The organism is Veronia pacifica, assembly GCF_001707825.1.
GTDB lineage: Bacteria > Pseudomonadota > Gammaproteobacteria > Enterobacterales > Vibrionaceae > Veronia > Veronia pacifica.
In genome coordinates this window covers 22,006-41,409 of sequence record NZ_LYBM01000025.1, presented here as the reverse complement: position 1 = coordinate 41,409, position 19,404 = coordinate 22,006, and the positions used below count along the sequence as shown (strand labels likewise).

18 protein-coding genes are annotated in these 19,404 nt (G+C 43.0%); 4 read left to right on the top strand and 14 right to left on the bottom strand.

All coding sequences use genetic code 11. The features are described 5' to 3' along the window. Window positions 1–57: 57 nt before the first annotated feature. The 7 genes from pdsS to A8L45_RS13695 form a co-directional block, all read right to left on the bottom strand. Complete coding sequence (gene pdsS, locus A8L45_RS13725) at window positions 58–2,292, bottom strand: proteobacterial dedicated sortase system histidine kinase (RefSeq protein WP_068903218.1); 2,235 nt, start codon at window positions 2,290–2,292, stop codon at window positions 58–60. Beyond that, window positions 2,289–2,984 (bottom strand): proteobacterial dedicated sortase system response regulator, encoded by a 696-nt coding sequence (pdsR, locus tag A8L45_RS13720; protein ID WP_068903217.1) that lies wholly within the window; start codon window positions 2,982–2,984, stop codon window positions 2,289–2,291. Before pdsR ends, pdsS begins: the two co-directional genes overlap by 4 nt. A 230-nt stretch (window positions 2,985–3,214) precedes the next feature. Beyond that, window positions 3,215–3,571: a hypothetical protein gene (locus A8L45_RS13715; RefSeq protein WP_068903215.1), complete on the bottom strand. Its 357-nt coding sequence runs from the start codon at window positions 3,569–3,571 to the stop codon at window positions 3,215–3,217. Between the two features lie 243 nt (window positions 3,572–3,814). Beyond that, window positions 3,815–4,495 carry a spondin domain-containing protein gene (locus A8L45_RS13710; RefSeq protein WP_068903213.1) on the bottom strand — a complete coding sequence of 227 codons (681 nt, stop codon included), beginning with the start codon at window positions 4,493–4,495 and terminating at the stop codon, window positions 3,815–3,817. Window positions 4,496–4,506: 11 nt separating this feature from the next. Continuing rightward, window positions 4,507–5,178 (bottom strand): spondin domain-containing protein, encoded by a 672-nt coding sequence (locus tag A8L45_RS13705; RefSeq protein WP_068903211.1) that lies wholly within the window; start codon window positions 5,176–5,178, stop codon window positions 4,507–4,509. A 374-nt stretch (window positions 5,179–5,552) separates the two neighbouring features. Further along, complete coding sequence (locus A8L45_RS13700; protein ID WP_217492160.1) at window positions 5,553–6,017, bottom strand: hypothetical protein; 465 nt, start codon at window positions 6,015–6,017, stop codon at window positions 5,553–5,555. A 365-nt stretch (window positions 6,018–6,382) separates the two neighbouring features. After that, window positions 6,383–6,652, bottom strand: a complete 270-nt coding sequence (locus A8L45_RS13695) for a hypothetical protein (protein WP_068903209.1) — start codon at window positions 6,650–6,652, stop codon at window positions 6,383–6,385. A gap of 481 nt (window positions 6,653–7,133) precedes the next feature. On the opposite strand from A8L45_RS13695, the gene A8L45_RS13690 reads away from it, so the two are divergent. Further along, window positions 7,134–7,805 carry an SDR family NAD(P)-dependent oxidoreductase gene (locus A8L45_RS13690; RefSeq protein WP_068903207.1) on the top strand — a complete coding sequence of 224 codons (672 nt, stop codon included), beginning with the start codon at window positions 7,134–7,136 and terminating at the stop codon, window positions 7,803–7,805. A 102-nt stretch (window positions 7,806–7,907) separates the two neighbouring features. Here the strand turns inward: A8L45_RS13690 and rarD are convergent, their stop codons facing one another. From rarD to A8L45_RS13655, 7 genes are all read right to left on the bottom strand, one after another. Continuing rightward, window positions 7,908–8,828 carry an EamA family transporter RarD gene (rarD, locus tag A8L45_RS13685; RefSeq protein WP_068903206.1) on the bottom strand — a complete coding sequence of 307 codons (921 nt, stop codon included), beginning with the start codon at window positions 8,826–8,828 and terminating at the stop codon, window positions 7,908–7,910. Window positions 8,829–9,045: 217 nt separating this feature from the next. Beyond that, window positions 9,046–9,420 (bottom strand): hypothetical protein, encoded by a 375-nt coding sequence (locus tag A8L45_RS13680; protein WP_139122383.1) that lies wholly within the window; start codon window positions 9,418–9,420, stop codon window positions 9,046–9,048. A 235-nt stretch (window positions 9,421–9,655) separates the two neighbouring features. Further along, window positions 9,656–10,954, bottom strand: a complete 1,299-nt coding sequence (locus A8L45_RS13675) for an alpha/beta fold hydrolase (RefSeq protein ID WP_068903202.1) — start codon at window positions 10,952–10,954, stop codon at window positions 9,656–9,658. A gap of 133 nt (window positions 10,955–11,087) precedes the next feature. Beyond that, a complete protein-coding gene (locus A8L45_RS13670) occupies window positions 11,088–12,536 on the bottom strand; it encodes an ATP-binding cassette domain-containing protein (protein ID WP_139122382.1) in 1,449 nt (482 codons plus the stop codon). Between the two features lie 223 nt (window positions 12,537–12,759). After that, complete coding sequence (locus A8L45_RS13665) at window positions 12,760–13,164, bottom strand: thiol-disulfide oxidoreductase DCC family protein (protein ID WP_068903280.1); 405 nt, start codon at window positions 13,162–13,164, stop codon at window positions 12,760–12,762. A 174-nt stretch (window positions 13,165–13,338) separates the two neighbouring features. Beyond that, window positions 13,339–13,620, bottom strand: a complete 282-nt coding sequence (locus A8L45_RS13660; RefSeq protein ID WP_175401988.1) for a hypothetical protein — start codon at window positions 13,618–13,620, stop codon at window positions 13,339–13,341. 26 nt (window positions 13,621–13,646) lie between these two features. Continuing rightward, window positions 13,647–15,059: an alkaline phosphatase D family protein gene (locus A8L45_RS13655; protein ID WP_083228341.1), complete on the bottom strand. Its 1,413-nt coding sequence runs from the start codon at window positions 15,057–15,059 to the stop codon at window positions 13,647–13,649. A gap of 616 nt (window positions 15,060–15,675) precedes the next feature. Here A8L45_RS13655 and A8L45_RS13650 point away from each other — a divergent pair. The 3 genes from A8L45_RS13650 to A8L45_RS13640 are packed head-to-tail and all read left to right on the top strand — an operon-like array spanning window position 15,676 to window position 18,902. Continuing rightward, a complete protein-coding gene (locus tag A8L45_RS13650) occupies window positions 15,676–16,302 on the top strand; it encodes a LysE family translocator (RefSeq protein ID WP_068903196.1) in 627 nt (208 codons plus the stop codon). A 42-nt stretch (window positions 16,303–16,344) separates the two neighbouring features. Next, window positions 16,345–16,971 carry an NAD(P)H-dependent oxidoreductase gene (locus tag A8L45_RS13645; protein ID WP_068903195.1) on the top strand — a complete coding sequence of 209 codons (627 nt, stop codon included), beginning with the start codon at window positions 16,345–16,347 and terminating at the stop codon, window positions 16,969–16,971. Continuing rightward, window positions 16,968–18,902, top strand: a complete 1,935-nt coding sequence (locus tag A8L45_RS13640) for a monovalent cation:proton antiporter-2 (CPA2) family protein (protein WP_068903192.1) — start codon at window positions 16,968–16,970, stop codon at window positions 18,900–18,902. The genes A8L45_RS13645 and A8L45_RS13640 overlap by 4 nt, the downstream gene beginning before the upstream one ends. Window positions 18,903–19,404 lie beyond the last annotated feature (502 nt).

The window sequence follows — 19,404 nt, the reverse complement described above, 5'->3', positions numbered from 1 at the left end:
TCAATCATGCTTTCGCTACTGATTTACCATTTTTTTAGGATTGCTCTTAATCTGCAGCTACTGTGCTTTGTCCAAATTAAAGCCGACACGTGATGATAACACTGGTAGTGACACTGTCACTACCACGCCGCTCTGGTCTGGTAGATTATTTATGGTCAGCCCGCCCTGATGAAATTCAGCAATGAGTCTGGCGATGTAAAGGCCGAGCCCTAAATGCGGTTTGTCTGATTTCTGACTCTCTGAGCGGACAGATACCATCGAATTAACAAGTTGTTCGCCCATATTAGGTGCCAGTAAAGGTCCTTTATTGCTGACGCTAAGTAGTACTGATTGTCCATATTGACGGAGTGAGACATTTACCGCTTTGTCGGGAAGACTAAATTCAATGGCATTTGCGACCAATTTATCCAGCAGTTGCGCAATGTATTCGGGAACACCGTTGACCTGAAATGACTGACTGGGGAGGTCAAGTTGAATGGGGTGAGGCGCGTATGCCATTTGATAACCTTGCACACAGCCGTTAATGACCTCGTTGATTGGGAAATTAGCCTTATCAGCATGGGCAAAGCTCTGCTCGAGACGTGTTGCTTCCGTCATGTTTGACAGGATCAGAGCAAGTCTTGCAACTCCCTCCTGTGCGCGCTCTATATATCTGTGCTGGTCGGGATCCTGACTAACTATCGCCAGATTTTCGAGTGAGGAGCGGACAACCGCTACGGGCGTTCTCATTTCATGAGACAGGCTCGATGGCATTTTTTCAAGGTAACTGTGGTATGCCGATAAGCGATTGAGCATGCCTGTGATCGTTCTGGAAAGATCGCCAATTTCATCTCTGCTGTGCGTGGGTGAAATAGGGGAGAGTACCCGACCTTGAGTATCAATAGCTGCATCGGCCTCATCACGGAGTCTCCTGACTCGTTTTGATATATGAGATCCAAATAAGAGCATCACCACCACGCCTGTGATGATTACCGCCAGCAAGACAGTAAATAACTGTTCCAGCGCTTTATTTCTTAGCGTGCGAACACCATTGGTCGTTTCTTCTGCAACAACGGCAGCCACAACTGTGTCGTTGAGTTTAACGGGGTAAGCTGCCGAAAGTATCATTGCCTTCTGATCATCTGATGTTCGCCAGTTCGCATAGGGGCGACCCAATAGGGCCTGTTGAACCTCTACCCCACGATAAATGGCTGCATGCTGCATTGAATCAACGAAATCTTCAGGTGGCCGTTCAAGGATGTAATAGTACAAAGGCCTTAACCAATCAAAGCTCAACCAACCTGACAAGCCAGCCGGAGGCTCTTGATATTTGATACTGGTCTCCCACACTCCGTTGCCTTTCTTAATATCACCTGTCTTGGCAATGGCACGACCATGCCTGTCTACAACCCAGAAACGGGTGCCGTTTCCACCCATCTGGTCAATCACTTTTTCAACGTCCTGTGACGGGATCAGAAACGTGCCCAGTTTATCTGCGCTGTTTATACTTGCAGAGCCAATAATTGTTTCTACTTCGCGGTTGAATTTATCGTTTACATTGAAAAACTCGAAACCAAGCTTTTCACCCACCAGCCAAGCTGGCATTGATACTTCAATAAAATGACCATGTTCCGTGACTTGCCAGTTAGCCTGAAAGGTATTTGACGCGAAGTAGTGCACGTCATCTGTAGAGTCGTTGGGACTTATTAGGTAGATCTGCGCAGGCCCGTCCTTGCTGGCTGATACATGATATTGGCAAAACTCGCCGTCCCGGGTTGTCAGAGCAATGACCAAGTGATCATTTCTAGTAACGTCACTGGCGTTCGGTCTGCGAAGAATAGGAGACTTATCGGTGACATCGAATAATAAATAGATACGCTGTTCGAACGTTGCTGTTAGCGCATCAATGTGAATATCGCTGGGCCGATATAACCCTTTGGAAAACCTGACATGACGTTCGTCATAGTGGTAACTTTCATTTTTGTAGGGGGTCCACTCTTTGAGTTGGCCATTGAATTCGAGAGGCTCATCAAGATTGATTGCGTAAAGATCTTTTCCTTGTTCGAGGTGCGGTTTGGTCTCAGCCTGCTTTTTTAGCAGTGCTGGCTGTTGATTTAACAACATCGCCAGTGATCGGGCACTACCCATCAGAGTCTGTTCCTGACCCTGACGAAGTACCTTTTCTAACTCCCAGACGTAGTTATAACCAATAACAGGGAGTAACAAGAGCAGAGTTGATAGCAGGATCACTTTGGTTCTTATCCCGGCGAACCATCGCCAGGCGGTTGTTCTGAGCTTGTGGAACTCCGTCATTCAGCACTGTCCCAGCGGTAGCCCATGCCGTAGACGGTATTGATACGATCAAAATCAACGTCAACGGCCAGAAATTTCTTTCTGATACGTTTAACATGCGAGGTAATAGTACTGTCGTCAACCACCACATGTGCCTCTTGCATAAGATCCTGACGACTACGCACGTGACCCGGACGTTTAGCCATTGCGTGAACCAACCAGAACTCGGTAACTGTAAGTTCTATGGTGTGGCCGTTCCACTGCACTTGCATGCGGTTTAGATCGAGAGTCAGCTTACCCCGCTCAATCAGTTTCTCCGATTCAGTACTCGCTTCTTGTAAAAGGTCACTTCGACGAAATAGAGCTGCAATGCGGGCCATCAGGTGCGGCAAACTGACATCCTTAGTCAGGTAATCATCTGCACCCATTCGTAGTCCCACAACTGTATCAATGTCGCTGTCCCGTGCAGTCAGAAAAATAATAGGCACTGTTGCTGATTTTGCCCTTAGGTACTGACAAAGCTGGAAACCGCCATCTATCTCATCTTGTAGCCCGATATCGATAATCGCAAGATCAGGTAGCCGGGTCACGAATGCCAATTCAGCATCTGGTCTATTTGGGTAGGTAGACACGCTATATCCTTGCTTTCTCAGTACATCAGCATAGTTTTCACGGATAGCAGGCTCGTCTTCAACAATGGCAATTCTTTTCATACTCGTATTTTCATATCTGCACGTTATGTCAGCACTATACCTAATTATGTGTCTGGGAGAAGTCTTAACAAGCCATTAATAGCAAAAGCCATTTTTTTGCCACATTTCGGTAGGTTAAACGCCATGTTTAAGCCAGCAAACGGTTAAAAACACAGAAGTGTAATTATGATATGGAGACTCTTTATGCATTATAACTTGATGCAAAAAGCGAATGTAGGATGAAAATTAGGTTATGAATTGGCAGCTTTACGGCATTTGAATGTAGACGTTATTCCTTCGGATTGGAGATCGTACAGGTGCCACTCTAAACAAGAATCAAAATAGAATTCGGCCTTGATAAAACCTGTCTGATTATCTGCATCAAATGTCAGTCCTTCAAAGCCAATATCAACTAATTGTTTTGATAGTTCTTGGTAACTGGCAGGCAGTCCCAACTGTATCAGTCGATATGGCTGCTCTTTATCCAAGCAGAACAGTGAAACCTGATATATCAACTGGTTTGGCTCTTCTTCAATTTTACTCATTGCTTTCACGACCAGCTCATCAAGTGCTTTGATGAAGGGAACCCCTGTGATGTACGTTTTCATGCTGTTTATCTTTACAACTTTTGTTGCTAATTGAGTTAGCTTTGAATGGCATTATGAAGATGTCAGAAAGGGTTTTGCACCTGTTAATGATGAGAAATTAGGTAGATATGAGAGTGATGGTGGAGTAGTGAAGGTAAATTACATGACTATTCCATGCGATGCTCAGTACTGAGATCAAATAAAAAAGCTCCCTTTGGGCAAAAAGGGAGCAATGCCTCTACACGGCATATCACTACGTCGTTGTTATTTGGTACGTGTTACTGTGATTCTGATGCTCTTGTTTTGAAATCTGTGTTGTGACTGTAACGCTGACGTCGGGAGTACATCATCAGCACTTATCACACCGGGATGAATACTCACTGCGTCGTTGTCATTTTCCCTTGATGCATTAAAACCCTCACCGCCGCCCGCGGGCCCGGGTATGGAACCAGCGGTTTCAGTATTTTCCTCTGTTCCTGCATCGTAAGTATTTAAGTAATACGAATAGCTTTGTCCGGTTGACATAAAACGGAGTGGTAAGGCGTTATGGCCAGCAAAAGCGTCATTCGTGTTAACCAACATGGTCGCTACTGATGCGTAAGGTGCATGATTGGGTCTAACACTAATCTCAACAGTTTGAGATGCTCCAGGGGCAACAGGCCCACGACCAGAAGCGGTATAAGTTACCCGGTCATCGCCTTGCTTTATTGCCAGAAGTGCTGAGTTATCTCCTCCTTCAGCCACCCTTTCCAACGCTACAGATGCAGGTTTTCCTACTTCATAAAGAGAGAAGTTATCTTTATAGGCAACCACTGTAAGTGGAGACAGGGGCTGCGCAGACGTATGATTTTCAACGGTAACGGTAAATGTTTGCTCGGGATTCGAATCTGGACACCCCGTCAGGATACCGACCAGAGACAATGTTGCTAAATAATGCTTTTTCATATGCCCTCCAGTTACTTGACGGTGACAGTCAGGCTTGCAAGGGGGTTAAGCCATCTGTGTTGGGTTGCGTCAAAGTCGCTATTTTGGCCACCAAGGTTACCGGGATGGATGTGTATATTGGTGTTGGTATTATTTGTTTCCACGCCACTTCCGTTATCTCCAAGTTTGCCTTCTAGAAATGGAGGATTGGGAATGCTGCTTTTTAATTCATCATTTGCCTCTGTACCAGCGTCATAGCCATTTAGATAAACCTTGTATGTTCCAGACCTCGATGGAATTTTCCACTGATTAACACCTATAAAGCCATCGTTCGAGGGGAGAATCATTGAGGCAATGGATAAGTAGGGATTGTCGCCAGAATCAATGGAAAACGATGCGCTCGCACCCGGTGCAATGGGACCCTGTGAGGCATTTTCCACATTCACGCCACCTGCGTTGCCAACCGCACTGGCAAGACCGGAAAAATCTCCTCCCTCTGCCAAGGCTTTCAACGCGTCTGATGCACTCTCACCCGCCTTAAAAAATGAAACTGTACTGTCATGTGCTGATGCGAGGACAGGCGTAAAGTAAAGTCCTTTAGATTGATTTTGAATGGTGATTTCAAGTGTTGCTGCAGCGACACTTCCTGAGAACATGATGCCAACTGAGGTACCAATGAGGCTGGCTGATAATTTTTTGTTCATAACTTAACTCCTCCGAAATTTTCTATATCGTAAGTCGTTAATTAACTGCAATCTTCTCAGATTTCTCGCAAAACGTTCTCAATTAAAAAATATTGATTGATGGTCATTAATAATTTGATATGAAATTATCTTTTAGCGTGTAAGAATTGGTCGATGTCTTTATACAACCAGATTAGATGTGGTTTTTTCAGTAACTTTAGTCGTTATATAAGGTGAGAGTATTTGATTACTAAAATAGCATGTCTTGTGGACTAGAAGTCATATTGATGCGAGTTACAGGGAGACGTTCTATAGATTCCTCCCCCCTAGCCAGCATCATTCATTTTATTTATGAATTGAATGTAACTTGATGATATATGTTTTAAAGTTGTCTATCACTTATTAACTACTGTTAGCGAAGCCATCATTTTCTTTCCTAACGGTAGCCATTCTTCTGATTGTTCAACAGTTGTGTTGAATGATGTTAATAAATACCGATTATCAACCGATGTTCCGTAAATAATATTATGTATATTGGTATCCTGTACTGGCGTTATCAACTCCATTACCATATACACGTGTCCGTTCTGCTCAATGATTTCATCCCTAAACCATATGGCACTGGGATATGTATTGCGAAACATTTTAGATATGTAAGAATGTGCTGATTTGATATCAGAAACACTCATCGCGTTGTTTGTGTGATTAAACGCCAGAGTCACACTGCCAGTCTTATCACTGAGTACTTCAGACGGCCGTCTTGAGGACGGATATTTCACCTTAATGATATCTTCTGACATTGGACTGAAATTTTCCGGTACCAGCAGAGATACCTTTCCGCCAAGTGCATTGACTCTCACAAAGCTGTCAGAGAATGCGGAAGGTAGGTAAATAATGAGACTGAAGAATAAGACATAACATTTTATGAGACTCTTCAGTTTAATTTTAACGGCAATTTGCATTGGTCTGCTGCCTTTGTCATTAATATATTCGGTATGATTTCATCGTTATCAACGAAAAGTTGAGATGACTTTTGCAAGGCTTATTCTACTCGTCAATGGAAAAATGCAAGGTTCATGCGCCTACAAACCTATATTCCAAAATGAGTTAGTTTTCTTCTGGAGTAGCGCTGACCTGCAATCTAGAGGTTGGATTAAACAATCGATAACCTCATTTTTAGTACAAATCATTGTTACATGCTTCCCCAGTCGAAAGTGATAACAATTTATCCAGATTTCTGAGGGCGTAGCTGAGACTCAAGATTCACAGAAATTACGTTACACGCTCCTGGCCTAACAACTAAAGTGCAAAACTCTGATACTTCACCATCATCATCGACAACCCCTTGATTTAACAATCCAATACCGTCTTTGTTATGCTCGAGGCATATTGTTATTTCGCCTATACCAGGCATTTCCACCATAATTGTCTTGGCATCAAGTTCAACACTCTCTCCATCAATTGTTTCGTAGCGCGTTTTGTAATAGTTTTTCATACCAAAATCTCTAAAATGTTGTAATGTGAAAACGCCAATAACGGCTGCACTCTCAGGGTTTATTATGCAATAAATCGAATAACATTCTACATCGATTGAGAATCTTTATCATGTTTTGATAAATTAGATAACAACATTCTCTGAACGGGACAAAAATATCACAAGTGAAACTTAATGATATTAATTCATAAAAATAACTTTTGTTATAAACGTAAGATATGTTTAGCTTGCTGGTTATAAAATTTGACGTAAGGATATGTTAGTAGTGAAGTGGTTTTATATTTATAGTTGGGTGGCCTTTATTTTGCTTCATTAATTTGTAAAAGGTGATTAACTATAAGTTATTATTTTTTTAGGTTTAATATTATGGATGTAAATATTACCCCTGTCTTTTTCATAATATCAAAAAATATACCTGTATCCACTAAGAATACATTACTTATCGTTAAATTTTTTTTATGAAATCTGTGAGGGAAAATAAATGAAAGAGCAGATTCTGGTTATTGGTGGTACATCTGGACTAGGCTTGTCACTAGCAAAAAATTATTCTAGTCAAAGTAATCATGTTGTTATTACAGGCAGAAGAGACCCGAATATTTCTGATCTGGATTTTTATGAACTGTCAATTACTGAAGATAGCCAACAGATTTTTCGGGAAGTAGCCACATTGATAGAGCAGGTGGGAGAAATTTCAACTCTGGTTTACTGCGCTGGCTTTGCGCTGGAAGGCACTATCGAAGAACATACTGATAAAGATATTCTGACCATGATTAACATTAGTTCGCTCGTACCTGCAGTTTTAGTTCGCGAATTAAAAAAGAGACAACGTCGACCCATTAACTTACTTTTTATTACCTCAAGCGCTCATTATACCGCCAAGAAGAGAGAGCCCATCTATACCATGGCGAAAGCATCATTAGGTATGTTGGGCGAATCGTTATCACTGGATCCTGAAATTGGAAAGGTTGTTGTTGCTGCACCTTCTGGGATGAATACTTCATTCTGGCCTCTTGAAAAGGAAATGACGGATTATCTTGACCCGGAGTGGGTGGCGAAGCAGATCCTGAGTTTATCATTAGGTGACTTTAAATACCGATTTGCCAAAATTACACGAAGCCCACCTGAGGTGGATATTGTGGATACTAGGGTATGACTATACAAGAACGTTTAGTAAGGAAAAAACCGGCTTATTTATTTCAAAACAATATACGAAATTAAATAAACCGGTAGTGTTCGTCTATATGTGTAGCGAATGTCATAGGTGATTTGGGCTGATACCTGAATAACGCTTTCTAATTTTTAAAATTCCCTCTAAGACAGTAATTGCCAGCCCAAGCCAGATGAGTCCAAAACTGACGATCTTAACTTCATCAAATACTTCGCCGAAAAGAAGTACAGCACAAAGAAACTGTAAGCTCGGCTCGAGATATTGCATAAACCCTATCATTGATAATGATGTTCGTTTGACTGCAGCATTAAATATAAACAGGGGAATCAGTGTCATGGGTGCAGCGCCGATGTAGAGCATCAGGGTAGTCGTTGTCGTCATTGACGAAAAATCAATGGCTACGCTTGTACCCGTCGCTATTTTATACACCATGTAAACCAAAGCAATTGGTAATAACACCAAGTGTTCAACGAAGAGGCTTGTGAGTGTGCTGTAAGCAACCTTCTTTTTACTTAGGCCATACAAGGCGAAAAATATCGCCATTAAAAGGGCACTGACGGGCAGCTCACCATATTGCCAGATTTGATAACTCAGCCCCATTGCAGCGAGGCTGACCGCAAATCGCTGGCCCATACTGAGTTGCTCTTTGAGAAACAATACGCCCAAGGAAATGACAATTAATGGGTTGATGAAGAAGCCCATACTTGCTTCAAGGACCTTATTATTTGTCAATGCCCAGATAAATGCGACCCAGGAAATCGTCATCATCACTGTGGCAAGTGATGAATACAGGAACGATTTCTTATCTTGCCAGATTTGTTGCATGTCTGGCAGACGGCGAGTGATAAGTAGAGATGCTAAGAGAAGAATCGGCACTGAGACGATAACGCGGATCGCAGCCATCTCGTCCATTGCTGCATTTGGGATGAATTGATAGTAGAGGGGCACAAATCCCCAAAGAACAAATGCCAGAGCAGCAAGCACATTGCCGCTTTTTCGGTTTGTCATTGTCGTTAAATCCAATAATTAGAGAGCAACCAGCAAGAGGAAAAATAGCGTTTGAAGTGAAACACAACCGATGTGTTTTCATAATTTTCTGGCATTTTTACGGCAAATTGAAAGAAAAGGAAAGTGTTCTTTTTAGTCAAGTCTGCTAATTGATTCGGCAGTCTAATCAGTGAAGGTTTGTGTGGTAAATATTATTAACAAGATCAGTGGCTTTTGATCAGTATCCCTCAAAGTGGATTTGGCCTTTCTCAGTATCTCTTGGCAGGTCATGAAGCATAACCAGTTTTTTGTTCGCCAGACAGAAGCTGTGAGTTTCTGAAAGTGTTTTCCGCGCTTCTTCAATCTGAATTTCAGCCATTCGCCTGTCGTCGACATCGACTTCCTTATTACTGAATTTTATCTGACGTTGCAGCATGTTTTGGGTAAAGAGGTCACGGCAGGTTGTTTCCTCGTTTTTGCTTCTTCGTGAGAGCAGAAATGATGCATCTTCTGGGCTCAATGAAGTGTCTTTGATCTCTTCATCTTCGAAGCCAGTGACAATGGCTGGTAAAGAAAGACAAATCAAAAATGCTAATGGTAAATATTTGTTCATAGTCAGATACATTGCAGTTCAAACGCTATTATTTTCTCATCAAATGAATTGTGCTTCGACATCGAGGGATAAAAGCTCGGTGGAAAATCACAGCATTGTTTTTTAGGGGTTGAAATGCGTATTAAATTTAATGACAAATGTCTTGAAAAGTGTACTTACATTGTTGTTTCACAAAAATAGCATCACAGGGTAATAAAGGGGGAGTCCCCACTTTACTTAAGCGCATGTATGTTTTTTAACTTGTAGGCAATGCCTCAATGCTGTCGGCCATTGATATTAACTTGTCCAGAATTCTCTCACCGTCTGCTCTGAGACCGTTGTGTTCATACTCATTCGTTATCCACGCTTTACTATTTGGAATGTTACGAAGCGTTTCGCGAGAATAATCCATTTCTACATACATATCGTCGGCGTAAACGGCACAGGCCACAGGTACCTTGTTTTTCGACAGTTGTTCAGGGTTGTAGACATTTGACCAGTCTGACTTTTCAGCTAATTTTTCTGCAGCCTGCTTGAGTGGTTTGAGGTTATTCAGTTGTTCGAACATCCAAGGGAAAACCATTTCTCCTGTAAACAGAAACGGTTGGCCTGCTTGATAATTGAACTCTGGATATTCAGTATTTCTGACCCGGTTTGCGGACCATTGAGATGCGAATTGCTGGTTATAAATGGGTTCATGCAAAATGGCGTATATGGGGTTGGTCTGATAAGACTGCTGGGCCAGCATTTCGTTTAGGAACGTGTAGCTGAGAGTCTCTTGTCCGTTAAGGTCAACAAAGGCTTCTTCAAGCAAATAGTACATAGGCAGGTATGCACCGCTACCACCAAAATTTATACCGATCAGCTGGAACTGCTGTGTCGTAAACCTCTGTCCATTGGGTAACATTACTTCGTTGTTATCTAAGTAGTCTGCAACTTTCCTACACAGAGTTTGTGCTTTCGGGAACTGGGCAAAAAAGGCTGCATTTTTATCTTTTACCCGTTGGTAAGTCGCGCGATAAACATCATCAGCGTGACGACTCAGAGAGGGAACACCACCTGTGATGTATACCTGCTTGAGGCTTTCTGGATAAAAGGACAGATAAGTGAGTGAGCAGAAACCACCAAAGCTCTGTCCAAGCAGAGACCATTTTTTGATCCCCATATGTTGACGAATCTCTTCAGCGTCGCGAACAATATTGTCAGCTCTGAACAGGCTCAGGTAATCAACCTGCTGTTCTACAGTCATGTGAGCCAACGTCTGATGGGTGACTGGCGTACTATTTCCAGTACCTCTTTGATCGAGTAACAAAACTCGGTGATCCCTCAAGGCACGCTTCATCCAGCCTGAAGCACTTCCGGGACGAGGTGAGGGGTAACCCGGGCCGCCCTGCAAATACACCAGCCATGGTAATTCGCAATCACGTCGGCTTTCATCAACTAGCTCTCTCGCAAATACCTTGATTTGTTTCTCGCTTGTTCGGGCATAATCGAGAGGAAGTGAAAAGGTGTGCTGTCGATAGAGAATACCATCTTCAATAAAGCTATCTTGCATGGCTGTTTCCTTGATATGCATGAACAAAATTGCAAGTAGATTACTCGTTTTGCAGGGGAAAGAGAGAAAAATTTTGCGGCGAAGTTCTGACTTCACCGCATTGATATTCTGAGTGGTTTAATTTTCGACGATGTTAGTCTGTTTTTTGAGTGATACGGATCCTGTATCCCTCTGTTTCAGGTTCGAAATCTATAAAGTGATGGATACCCGCCATCACATCTTCTTTGTGGTGAGAGACGAGAAGCAGTTGACTGAGATTTTCTTTCGCAATCATCTCGAGTGCATTGGCGACCAGAAGCCTATCCAAAAAGTCCAACCCCTGATAGGGTTCGTCGAGAATCAAAAGAGCAGGGCGCTTAATAAGGGCGCGGGCGATCAGTAATAATCGTTGTTGTCCGTACTCCAGGCGACGGAAGGATGTTTTCGCCAGTGATTCCATATGGAATAGTTTTAACCACTCCATGGCCTGAGCACTTTCAGTTTTCGTCGGCTTCTGATAGAGGCCAATCGAATCGTGCAAACCGGAAATAATAGTATCTAATGCTGAACAGTTTACCCTGTATTCAAGATGAAGAGCCGAAGAAACCATGCCAATGTGCCGCTTGATATCCCAAATCGTCTCTCCACTGCCGCGCTTGAAACCAAATATCTCAATATCATTGCTGTAACACTGGGGGTGGTCACCAAAGATGAGCCCGAGCAGGGTGCTTTTACCGCAGCCATTTGGTCCGCGTATTTGCCAATGCTCTCCATGTCGTATTTGCCAGTTTACGCCTTGAAAAATAGTCTTGTCTGTGTAGGCAACCCGACCGTTATTGATGGTGACTAAAGGGTCTGGCAAGCAGGTCTGGTGACGGTTATTTCGGACTAATTCAGCCATCTCATCACTGCCTGTGCCCGATTGCGCCAGTAATTGAGCAACGAGAGGGTGTTGGTTCCATTGCTCACGGGTCATTAATGTTGGTGACTGGGTACTGAATAGTGCCGCGTGAGTAAGAAAATCGGGGATATCATCCAACCGCGAAGACAAAACGATAATCTGGATAGACGTTGATAACGTCTGAAGGTAATCAGTCAAGGCGTGACGGTGAGAGACATCAAGACCAGAGTATGGTTCGTCCAGTATAAGAATGTCCGGCTGGCTAATGATTGCTCTGGCAAGCATAACGCGTCGTGACTCTCCCGTTGATAGCTGACGGAATCCAGCGGATCTGAGGTGAACAAGATCAAGATCGTTTAGGATCAGTTCCAGTAAACCACGATCATCACAGTATTCAATGAGCAGCTCTTCAACCGTTGAGCCATGGTCAATCTGGTCAATGAAGTCGGTGTCATCATTTGCCAGCTCATCTTCCAGCAGTCCCTGCTGAGCAGACAGAGATACAAAGCCGACAGAGGAGGGAAGTCCGTCCACATTTCCAACTTCAGGGTTTAGTTTTCCCGACAGCATTTGCGCCAACAATGTGCCTTGGTTACCCGCTGCTGAAAACACCAGCCAGTGTTGATCAGGGGTTATATCCCAGGTATCAATGAAGATATGTGTCTGTCCTTGAGTGTGTTTTACGTCCTTGAGAGATATCATTTTCCTGTTTTACTCGCTTTTTTGGGCCTCACAGATATAAGTGTGTCGATTTTTTTCTTATTGCTAAAGATAACACGCCAGCAGACGTAGAATAACCGCTGGCGTGTCGTTAACTGAACAGACTATGGGCACAACTGATCGGTGGATAATTGTATTAAAAGACCCTTGTTGCATTCAATGCAAGGCGAGTATTGTTTCGACCGGGTGTCTGGATATCGTTCTGCTACTTGGATTTAATCTCGCATTGACCACTTTCACAGGGCTGGCAGCGTGATTTACCCGTCAACAGCCAAGAGATCCTGTATCTGTGTCGAGCAAAAAACAGGTAGCAGGCATCAGCGACAATGCGAATTACCGGCCATCTCAGCACTCTGAGCCATGCTTTTTTGTTGACCATTGCCCATGCTTTTACCGTCGCGTCTAAACCCAACAGGATTTCGCCAGTATCAAGACGGGCATGAAGTATTTGCTTGGCTTTTACAGAGTCTATATCCGGATAGCGGCTATCAAAATCATCCGCCAGAATATCCTCAAAAACGATTGCATTGTTGCTGTTGAGTTGCCTTAACTGGTTCATTTCAGCAACGCATAAAGGGCAACTACCATCATAAAAAATTGTTAACGCCATTGGCTGTCCCGCGCTTATAGAGTTTGTCATTAACGTTCTATTACGCGCTCCAGTCTACTTCAGATTATTAGCTCAGGTATATATTGTTATGCTTGTGATTGATTTAAGTGGGCTATCACAAAGTGAATGGCTCACTGGGGGAGGCGTCTTGAAGGGACGCCTTTTTTACTCGGTTTAGAGTTTATCATTGACCTCGATGGTGTAACTGACCGGATCATATGTTGCTTTTACGACCTGTCTCTTCGGCGCGAGGCCGAGGAAAGGAGGCTGATATTTGTCTATATGATAGACATCCCATTCAACGATATCGTGTTTAAGCGTCATGACTGCATAACCGTAAATACTGCTGCGAAAATGTTGAATATGCGGGTTCGCTGCCCAAATCATGCTCTCAAGAAACTCGTCAGTCATATTTTTGTAGTTACTGAGTTTCATTTTCTTTCTTATGTTATCCATCAGGTGCGGTGAACTGACAGACGGCGTCATAAATTCTGCACGACCAGGTTATCCAGGTCGCCATTGGGATAAAAAATACCATCGTTGGTGTACTCTATTTTCGAGTAGGTAACGATGCTGGTATGAAGGTCTCCCGTCAGAGTTACAAAATTATTTGTACCGTTATCCTTTATTGCTCGTGCGATGGTTTTTCGTTCTTCTGGAAACCCGTCCCATGCATCTTTATTGATTTGATATTCTCTTAGAATTCCTGTCAGACCAAATTTGGCAACCAGTGTTTGATTACCCCAGATTTTCCAGTGGCTGTCGGATGTATTAATACCATCTATTAACCAGTTTCTCTGTCTGTCACCTAACATGGTGCGCTTGGGATCAGGTATATCCATACACTGACTTCCGTCATTGAGATCTTTAGAGTCACATGAAGGTTCAGAGCGATAGGTACGGCTGTCAGTCATGAAAATCTCAGCGAGCTGACCAAACTTAAAATTTCTGTAAATTGTCAAATAGTCATGGGGATGGCTTGCGTCTTCATTAATGTCGACACGGGTTGGCACATATTCAAACCATGCTTTCTGCGAGCTCAGTTTGATGTCCATTAATGCCTGAGCATCGAGCTGATGCCGTGAATCATGACTTGGCAGACCAAGTGTATCTTCCTCATAGTTCCAGTAGCAGTTATCCGCGCAATCGTGGTCGTCAGTACTTAGGATCCAAGTATGCTGTGCCATTGCTTTCTGAAGTTGTTTATCGCTTCGATAGGTTTTATAGGCGTGACGAAAGTCTTCGAGGGTAGTGGCAAGTTTCTGACCACTCGGGAATGTCAGTTTTCTCCCCGGCAGTGTGCTGTCCTCAAATCCTTCGTATTGGCTGTATTCGTAAATAAAATCGCCCATGTGGACGACGAAGTCTACGGCTTCATCAGCGAGGTGACTGAATGCATTGTAATAACCGGTCGTGAAATCCTGACAGGTCAGCACAGCCAGCTTGAGCTGCTCTAGAGTGGTCGTCGATGCAGGTAATGTTCGGCATCGACCAATTATTGAGCTTCGTTGTCCGTATTCAAACTGATAGTGATAAAACTGATTTTCATCCATCATTCCGTCAAGATTGATTCTGACTGTAAAATCGTTCTCGCGCTTAATTTCGTCAGCATTTATCTTTATGGCCTTACTGTTTTCTTTTTGATTGAGAGGCCAGAAAACAAGGTGTAAGTCATCAGTCTGTGGGTTCTGAATATATTCGGGATTGATACGTGTCCAGATAATCACACCTGAATCAGAAGGATCGCCAGATGCGATGCCAAATGAGAAAACATCATTGTCTTGGTTTGAAGTATTGAGAATACCTGCGGCTGTTGTGGGTGACACAGTGACAAAAGGAGCAAATACCGCACCTGATAACATACCTGTGAGGAGCTTCCTGCGTTTAATATCCATTTTAAAACCTCGAAATATTCATAATACTTTTTAAATTTGAGCAAAGACTCTAAACGCAGAAAAGTGTCACATAACTTTCATAACCATTTCAATTTCAATGGTTTTTGATATTTCGATACCGTAAGTTAATTTTTATTCAGTACAAATTTGATTTTGAAAGGCTAAAAAAACATTGGTTGGCGAGTAAAGGTGCAGAGACGATGAGTGAGTTGGGAAATTGTCAGAAGGACATGATTCAAGCCCGATTTATTACTAGTCAAAGAAACAATGGTTTTATGTCTACTTTTACATTTTTTTATATTGTTTATGTCTATTTTACTGTTCTCACTAAGTGAGTAACGGTGTCACTTAATGAGCGAATATTCATTTTGCACTCATAAATGTTCAGGTTGTCAATTAGTAAAAAGTGCGAGTGAATTCAACTTGTTAATGGGGTTTCACTGTTCGGTAGGTGTGAATAGAGCCATTAAATTGAGATTCATTTGAGGTATTTCATGGAACAGCACTTATTTACGAGATAGCTAAAGTGATGATATCAGGTAACTTTGCTATTGCTGAGGTGTGACTGAAAGGTTAACGTGTTGGTTTAGTCAGTGTTATGTAACAGGAGTCATTAATGGAATTTCTTTATGCCTTTTTCACTGTGACAGTCGTTCACTTATTGGCAGCGGCTTCACCGGGACCCGATTTTGTTATGGTTACTCAACAGTCAATTTCACAAGGCCGTCGGGCAGGATTGTTGGTCAGTCTCGGTATTGCGCTTGGTCTCTCTGTTCATATTTTGTACTCTTCGTTTGGGTTAGCGGCTATTGTTAGTGAAAACAGTAGCATACTGGAATGGATGAAATATCTTGCTGTGGGATTCTTGGCATATCTTGGTATTCGTGGCCTCATGAGTAAGCCCTCGAACAGTAAAGTAGAAAATAAGTCAGTGAAAAAACAGTCAGGCGCTCGCCTCATTGCGATGGGTTTTGTGTGTAATGCCATTAACCCAAAAGCGCCGCTGTACTTTGTCTCTCTTTTCACCTTGGTGCTCAGCCCACAAATGCCCGGCTATCAGATATTTTTACTAGGGGTATGGATGATGATTGTTCAATTACTCTGGTTCTCGACAGTGACGCTGGTGTTGTCCAACCCAGTTATACAAAAGCGGTTTAAAGCAATATCACATTGGGTAGACCGAGTGATGGGGTCACTATTGCTTGTGCTGAGTATTCGGGTATTGCTAACCGGGAGTAAATAAACACATATCACTTCATCGCGAGTGATTATTGACAGGGAAAGTATGACAAACACAAATCGTAAGGTATTGATTCTTTTTGCTCATCCTTCACAAGGGCGGTCAGAAGCGAATTATCCCCTATATCGCGCTGCCGCCACTCTTTCAAATGTTACCGTTGTTGATCTCTACGCGGAGTATCCTACCTACCACATTGATATAGAGAGAGAGCAAAGGCGATTACTTGATCATGACGTTGTGATTTTTCAGTTTCCTCTGTTTTGGTATTCCACACCATCAATACTGAAAGAATGGATGGATTTGGTACTCGAATATGGCTTTGCCTACGGTGAAGGTGGTATTGCGCTGCATGGGAAAATTCTCCTCTGTGCCATAACAGCTGGGGGGAGGGAAGAAGCCTACTGTAAGCAGGGGATGAATCATTTCACTGTGCGAGAGTTGCTGCGCCCGATCGAGCAAACTGCAAATTTGATTGGTATGACCTATGTGCCTCCTTTCGCATTATTCGGCTCCCGCTCTGCTAGAGATGAAGGCCGACTGAACAGTCATACCACAAACTACATTGATTTGGTCAACGCGCTCATTGAGAGACGGTTTGATATCACCAAGAGTCGCGATTACGACAAGCTCAACAATAAGCTGGATGAATTGATCATGGGGAGAACACTATGACCTTGTATTTTCTCTATGCATTTCTTTTTCTCGCGGCTGCAGTTTTCACGGTTCCCATTGCTAAAAAGCTAGGGCTTGGATCTGTCCTTGGCTACTTAGTCGCAGGCTTATTGATTGGGCCAGTAACGGGCCTAGTTGGTACCGAGACACAGACAATTCAGCATTTTGCTGAATTTGGTGTTGTAATGATGCTTTTCTTAGTGGGACTAGAACTCGATCCTGCAGTGCTTTGGAACATGCGCCGAAGGTTAATTGGATTGGGAGGCCTCCAGCTTGCCCTGACTATTATTCCAGTTACCGCTATTGCTATGTTGTTTGATTTGCAGTGGACCATCGCCCTTACTGTCGGTTTTATCTTTTCCCTGTCATCAACGGCTATTGTTCTTCAATCTTTCCATGAAAAATCGCTGACCAATACTGAAGGCGGGCGGAGCGCCTTTTCGGTGTTGCTGGTTCAGGATATTGCTGTTATCCCCATGCTGGCTATTATCCCTTTGCTTGCCATACCAGAACTGGTTTCAGTCGCCGAGAGTGCTGCCGATGCACATCACGGTACAATGTCCTTAGTTGAGGGAAAACCTGGCTGGATGATGGCTCTTATCATTGCGGGTTCAATTGCTGTTGTTGTGGTCGGTGGTCATTATCTTAGTCGTCCCCTGTTTAGCTTTGTGGCTGCCTCTAAACTTCGTGAAGTATTTACTGCTACGGCGTTGATGCTTGTGATTGGTATCGCCGCATTAATGAGCCTCGTTGGACTATCACCAGCACTGGGAACGTTTCTCGCGGGTGTTGTGCTTGCCAATAGTGAGTTCAGACACGAACTCGAGTCGAGTATTGAGCCCTTCAAAGGGCTACTTTTGGGACTTTTTTTTATTACTGTCGGTTGCGGCGTCGACTTTACGGTGTTGTCGCAAGAGTTCGGTCTGGTCGCTTTACTGACGTTTGGAGTAATACTGCTGAAGGCATTGGTGCTTTTACTGCTCACATTTATTTTTAAAATTGAATTTTCGAACCGTTGGCTTTTTTCACTGAGTCTTGCGCAGGCTGGAGAGTTCGGTTTTGTATTACTGAGCTTCTCAGTGCAAAACTCAGTCCTTACTCAACCTTTGGCGCAAGTACTCTCGCTGGTAGTCGCTTTCTCCATGTTCCTTACCCCGCTTTTATTTATTGTCTTTGAGCGGATTGCACTCCCACATTTTGAAAGGGTATGTAACGACAGTTTCCGTGAGCCGGATAAGGTTGATGAGTGGGGGCCAGTTGTTATCGCGGGTGGTGGGCGTTTCGGTCAGATTGTTAACCGGCTGCTGGTGGCAAATAACATTAAAACCGTGGTACTTGATGCTGAAATCACTCAAATTACTAGTTTGAGAGAGGTTAAAATCAAGGCATTCTTTGGTGATGCGACTCGTCCTGAGCTATTGCATACTGCGGGTATTGAGCAGGCATCTCTCGTTATCAATGCCATGGATAACCATGAGAACAGCTTGATGCTGATTGAATACGTGAAAAAGCACTATCCTGATATCAAAATACTTACTCGTGCATTTGATAGAACTGAAGGATATGTCTTTCAGCAGGCTGGTGCCGATTTTATTATTTCGGAGACTTATCACTCAGCTCTTGAAATGGGGTCCGAAGCAATGCGACAGCTCGGTTTTCATCCGTTTATCGTCGAACAGAAAAAAGAGACTTTTCGACGAATTGAGGATGAGGGCTCTCATATCCTTTACGAGAAGTGGCAGACAAAAGAGGAAGCTGACCCACTTGGTCTCCACTACAGTGAGATGTTTGTGCAACTTGAGGAAGCGATTAAGGAAGCGATGAGAAGGGACAGGGCAGACCGTCATAACTTCGCTGAACGCGAATGGATGCCACCGCCGAAAGGGTATGACGATAAGCTGTCCGACGATTTTAAGAACGGCAGTGACTGAAATAGTGCGTTAAGAATGCTGCTACTATCAGGAATATGATTGCACTCAAAGCGTGAACACAAAGTCGCTTTAAGAGTGCCAACGGCGCTAAGGTTGACAGGTTCTGTACCACCTCTTACCTGGTTAAAAATCCTGTCATCCGGCCGTGGCAAGAATTAAACGATTTACGTTACTTGCTGGATCATAGGCTGTCATATCATTTTATTTGTTCTCATATTTGTCACATGCGCTATACAGGTGGAGTTGGTGGGTAATGAAACACGACAGCTTAGTAATATTAATGCATTCATTTTTAAATCCGGTGGTTATATAAAAATGAATGCATTAATATACGGGTAAAAAATATCTACAGATAGATTTAGTTTTTTAACATTCTTCTTGATATAAATATTAGTCATATTGAAAATATTCATTTTTTAACGTCTATGTATTTGTATATTACCTGCTGAGTTATTTAAATAATCCAGCTTCCTATATGAAAAGATATTTTCTCATGCTGTAT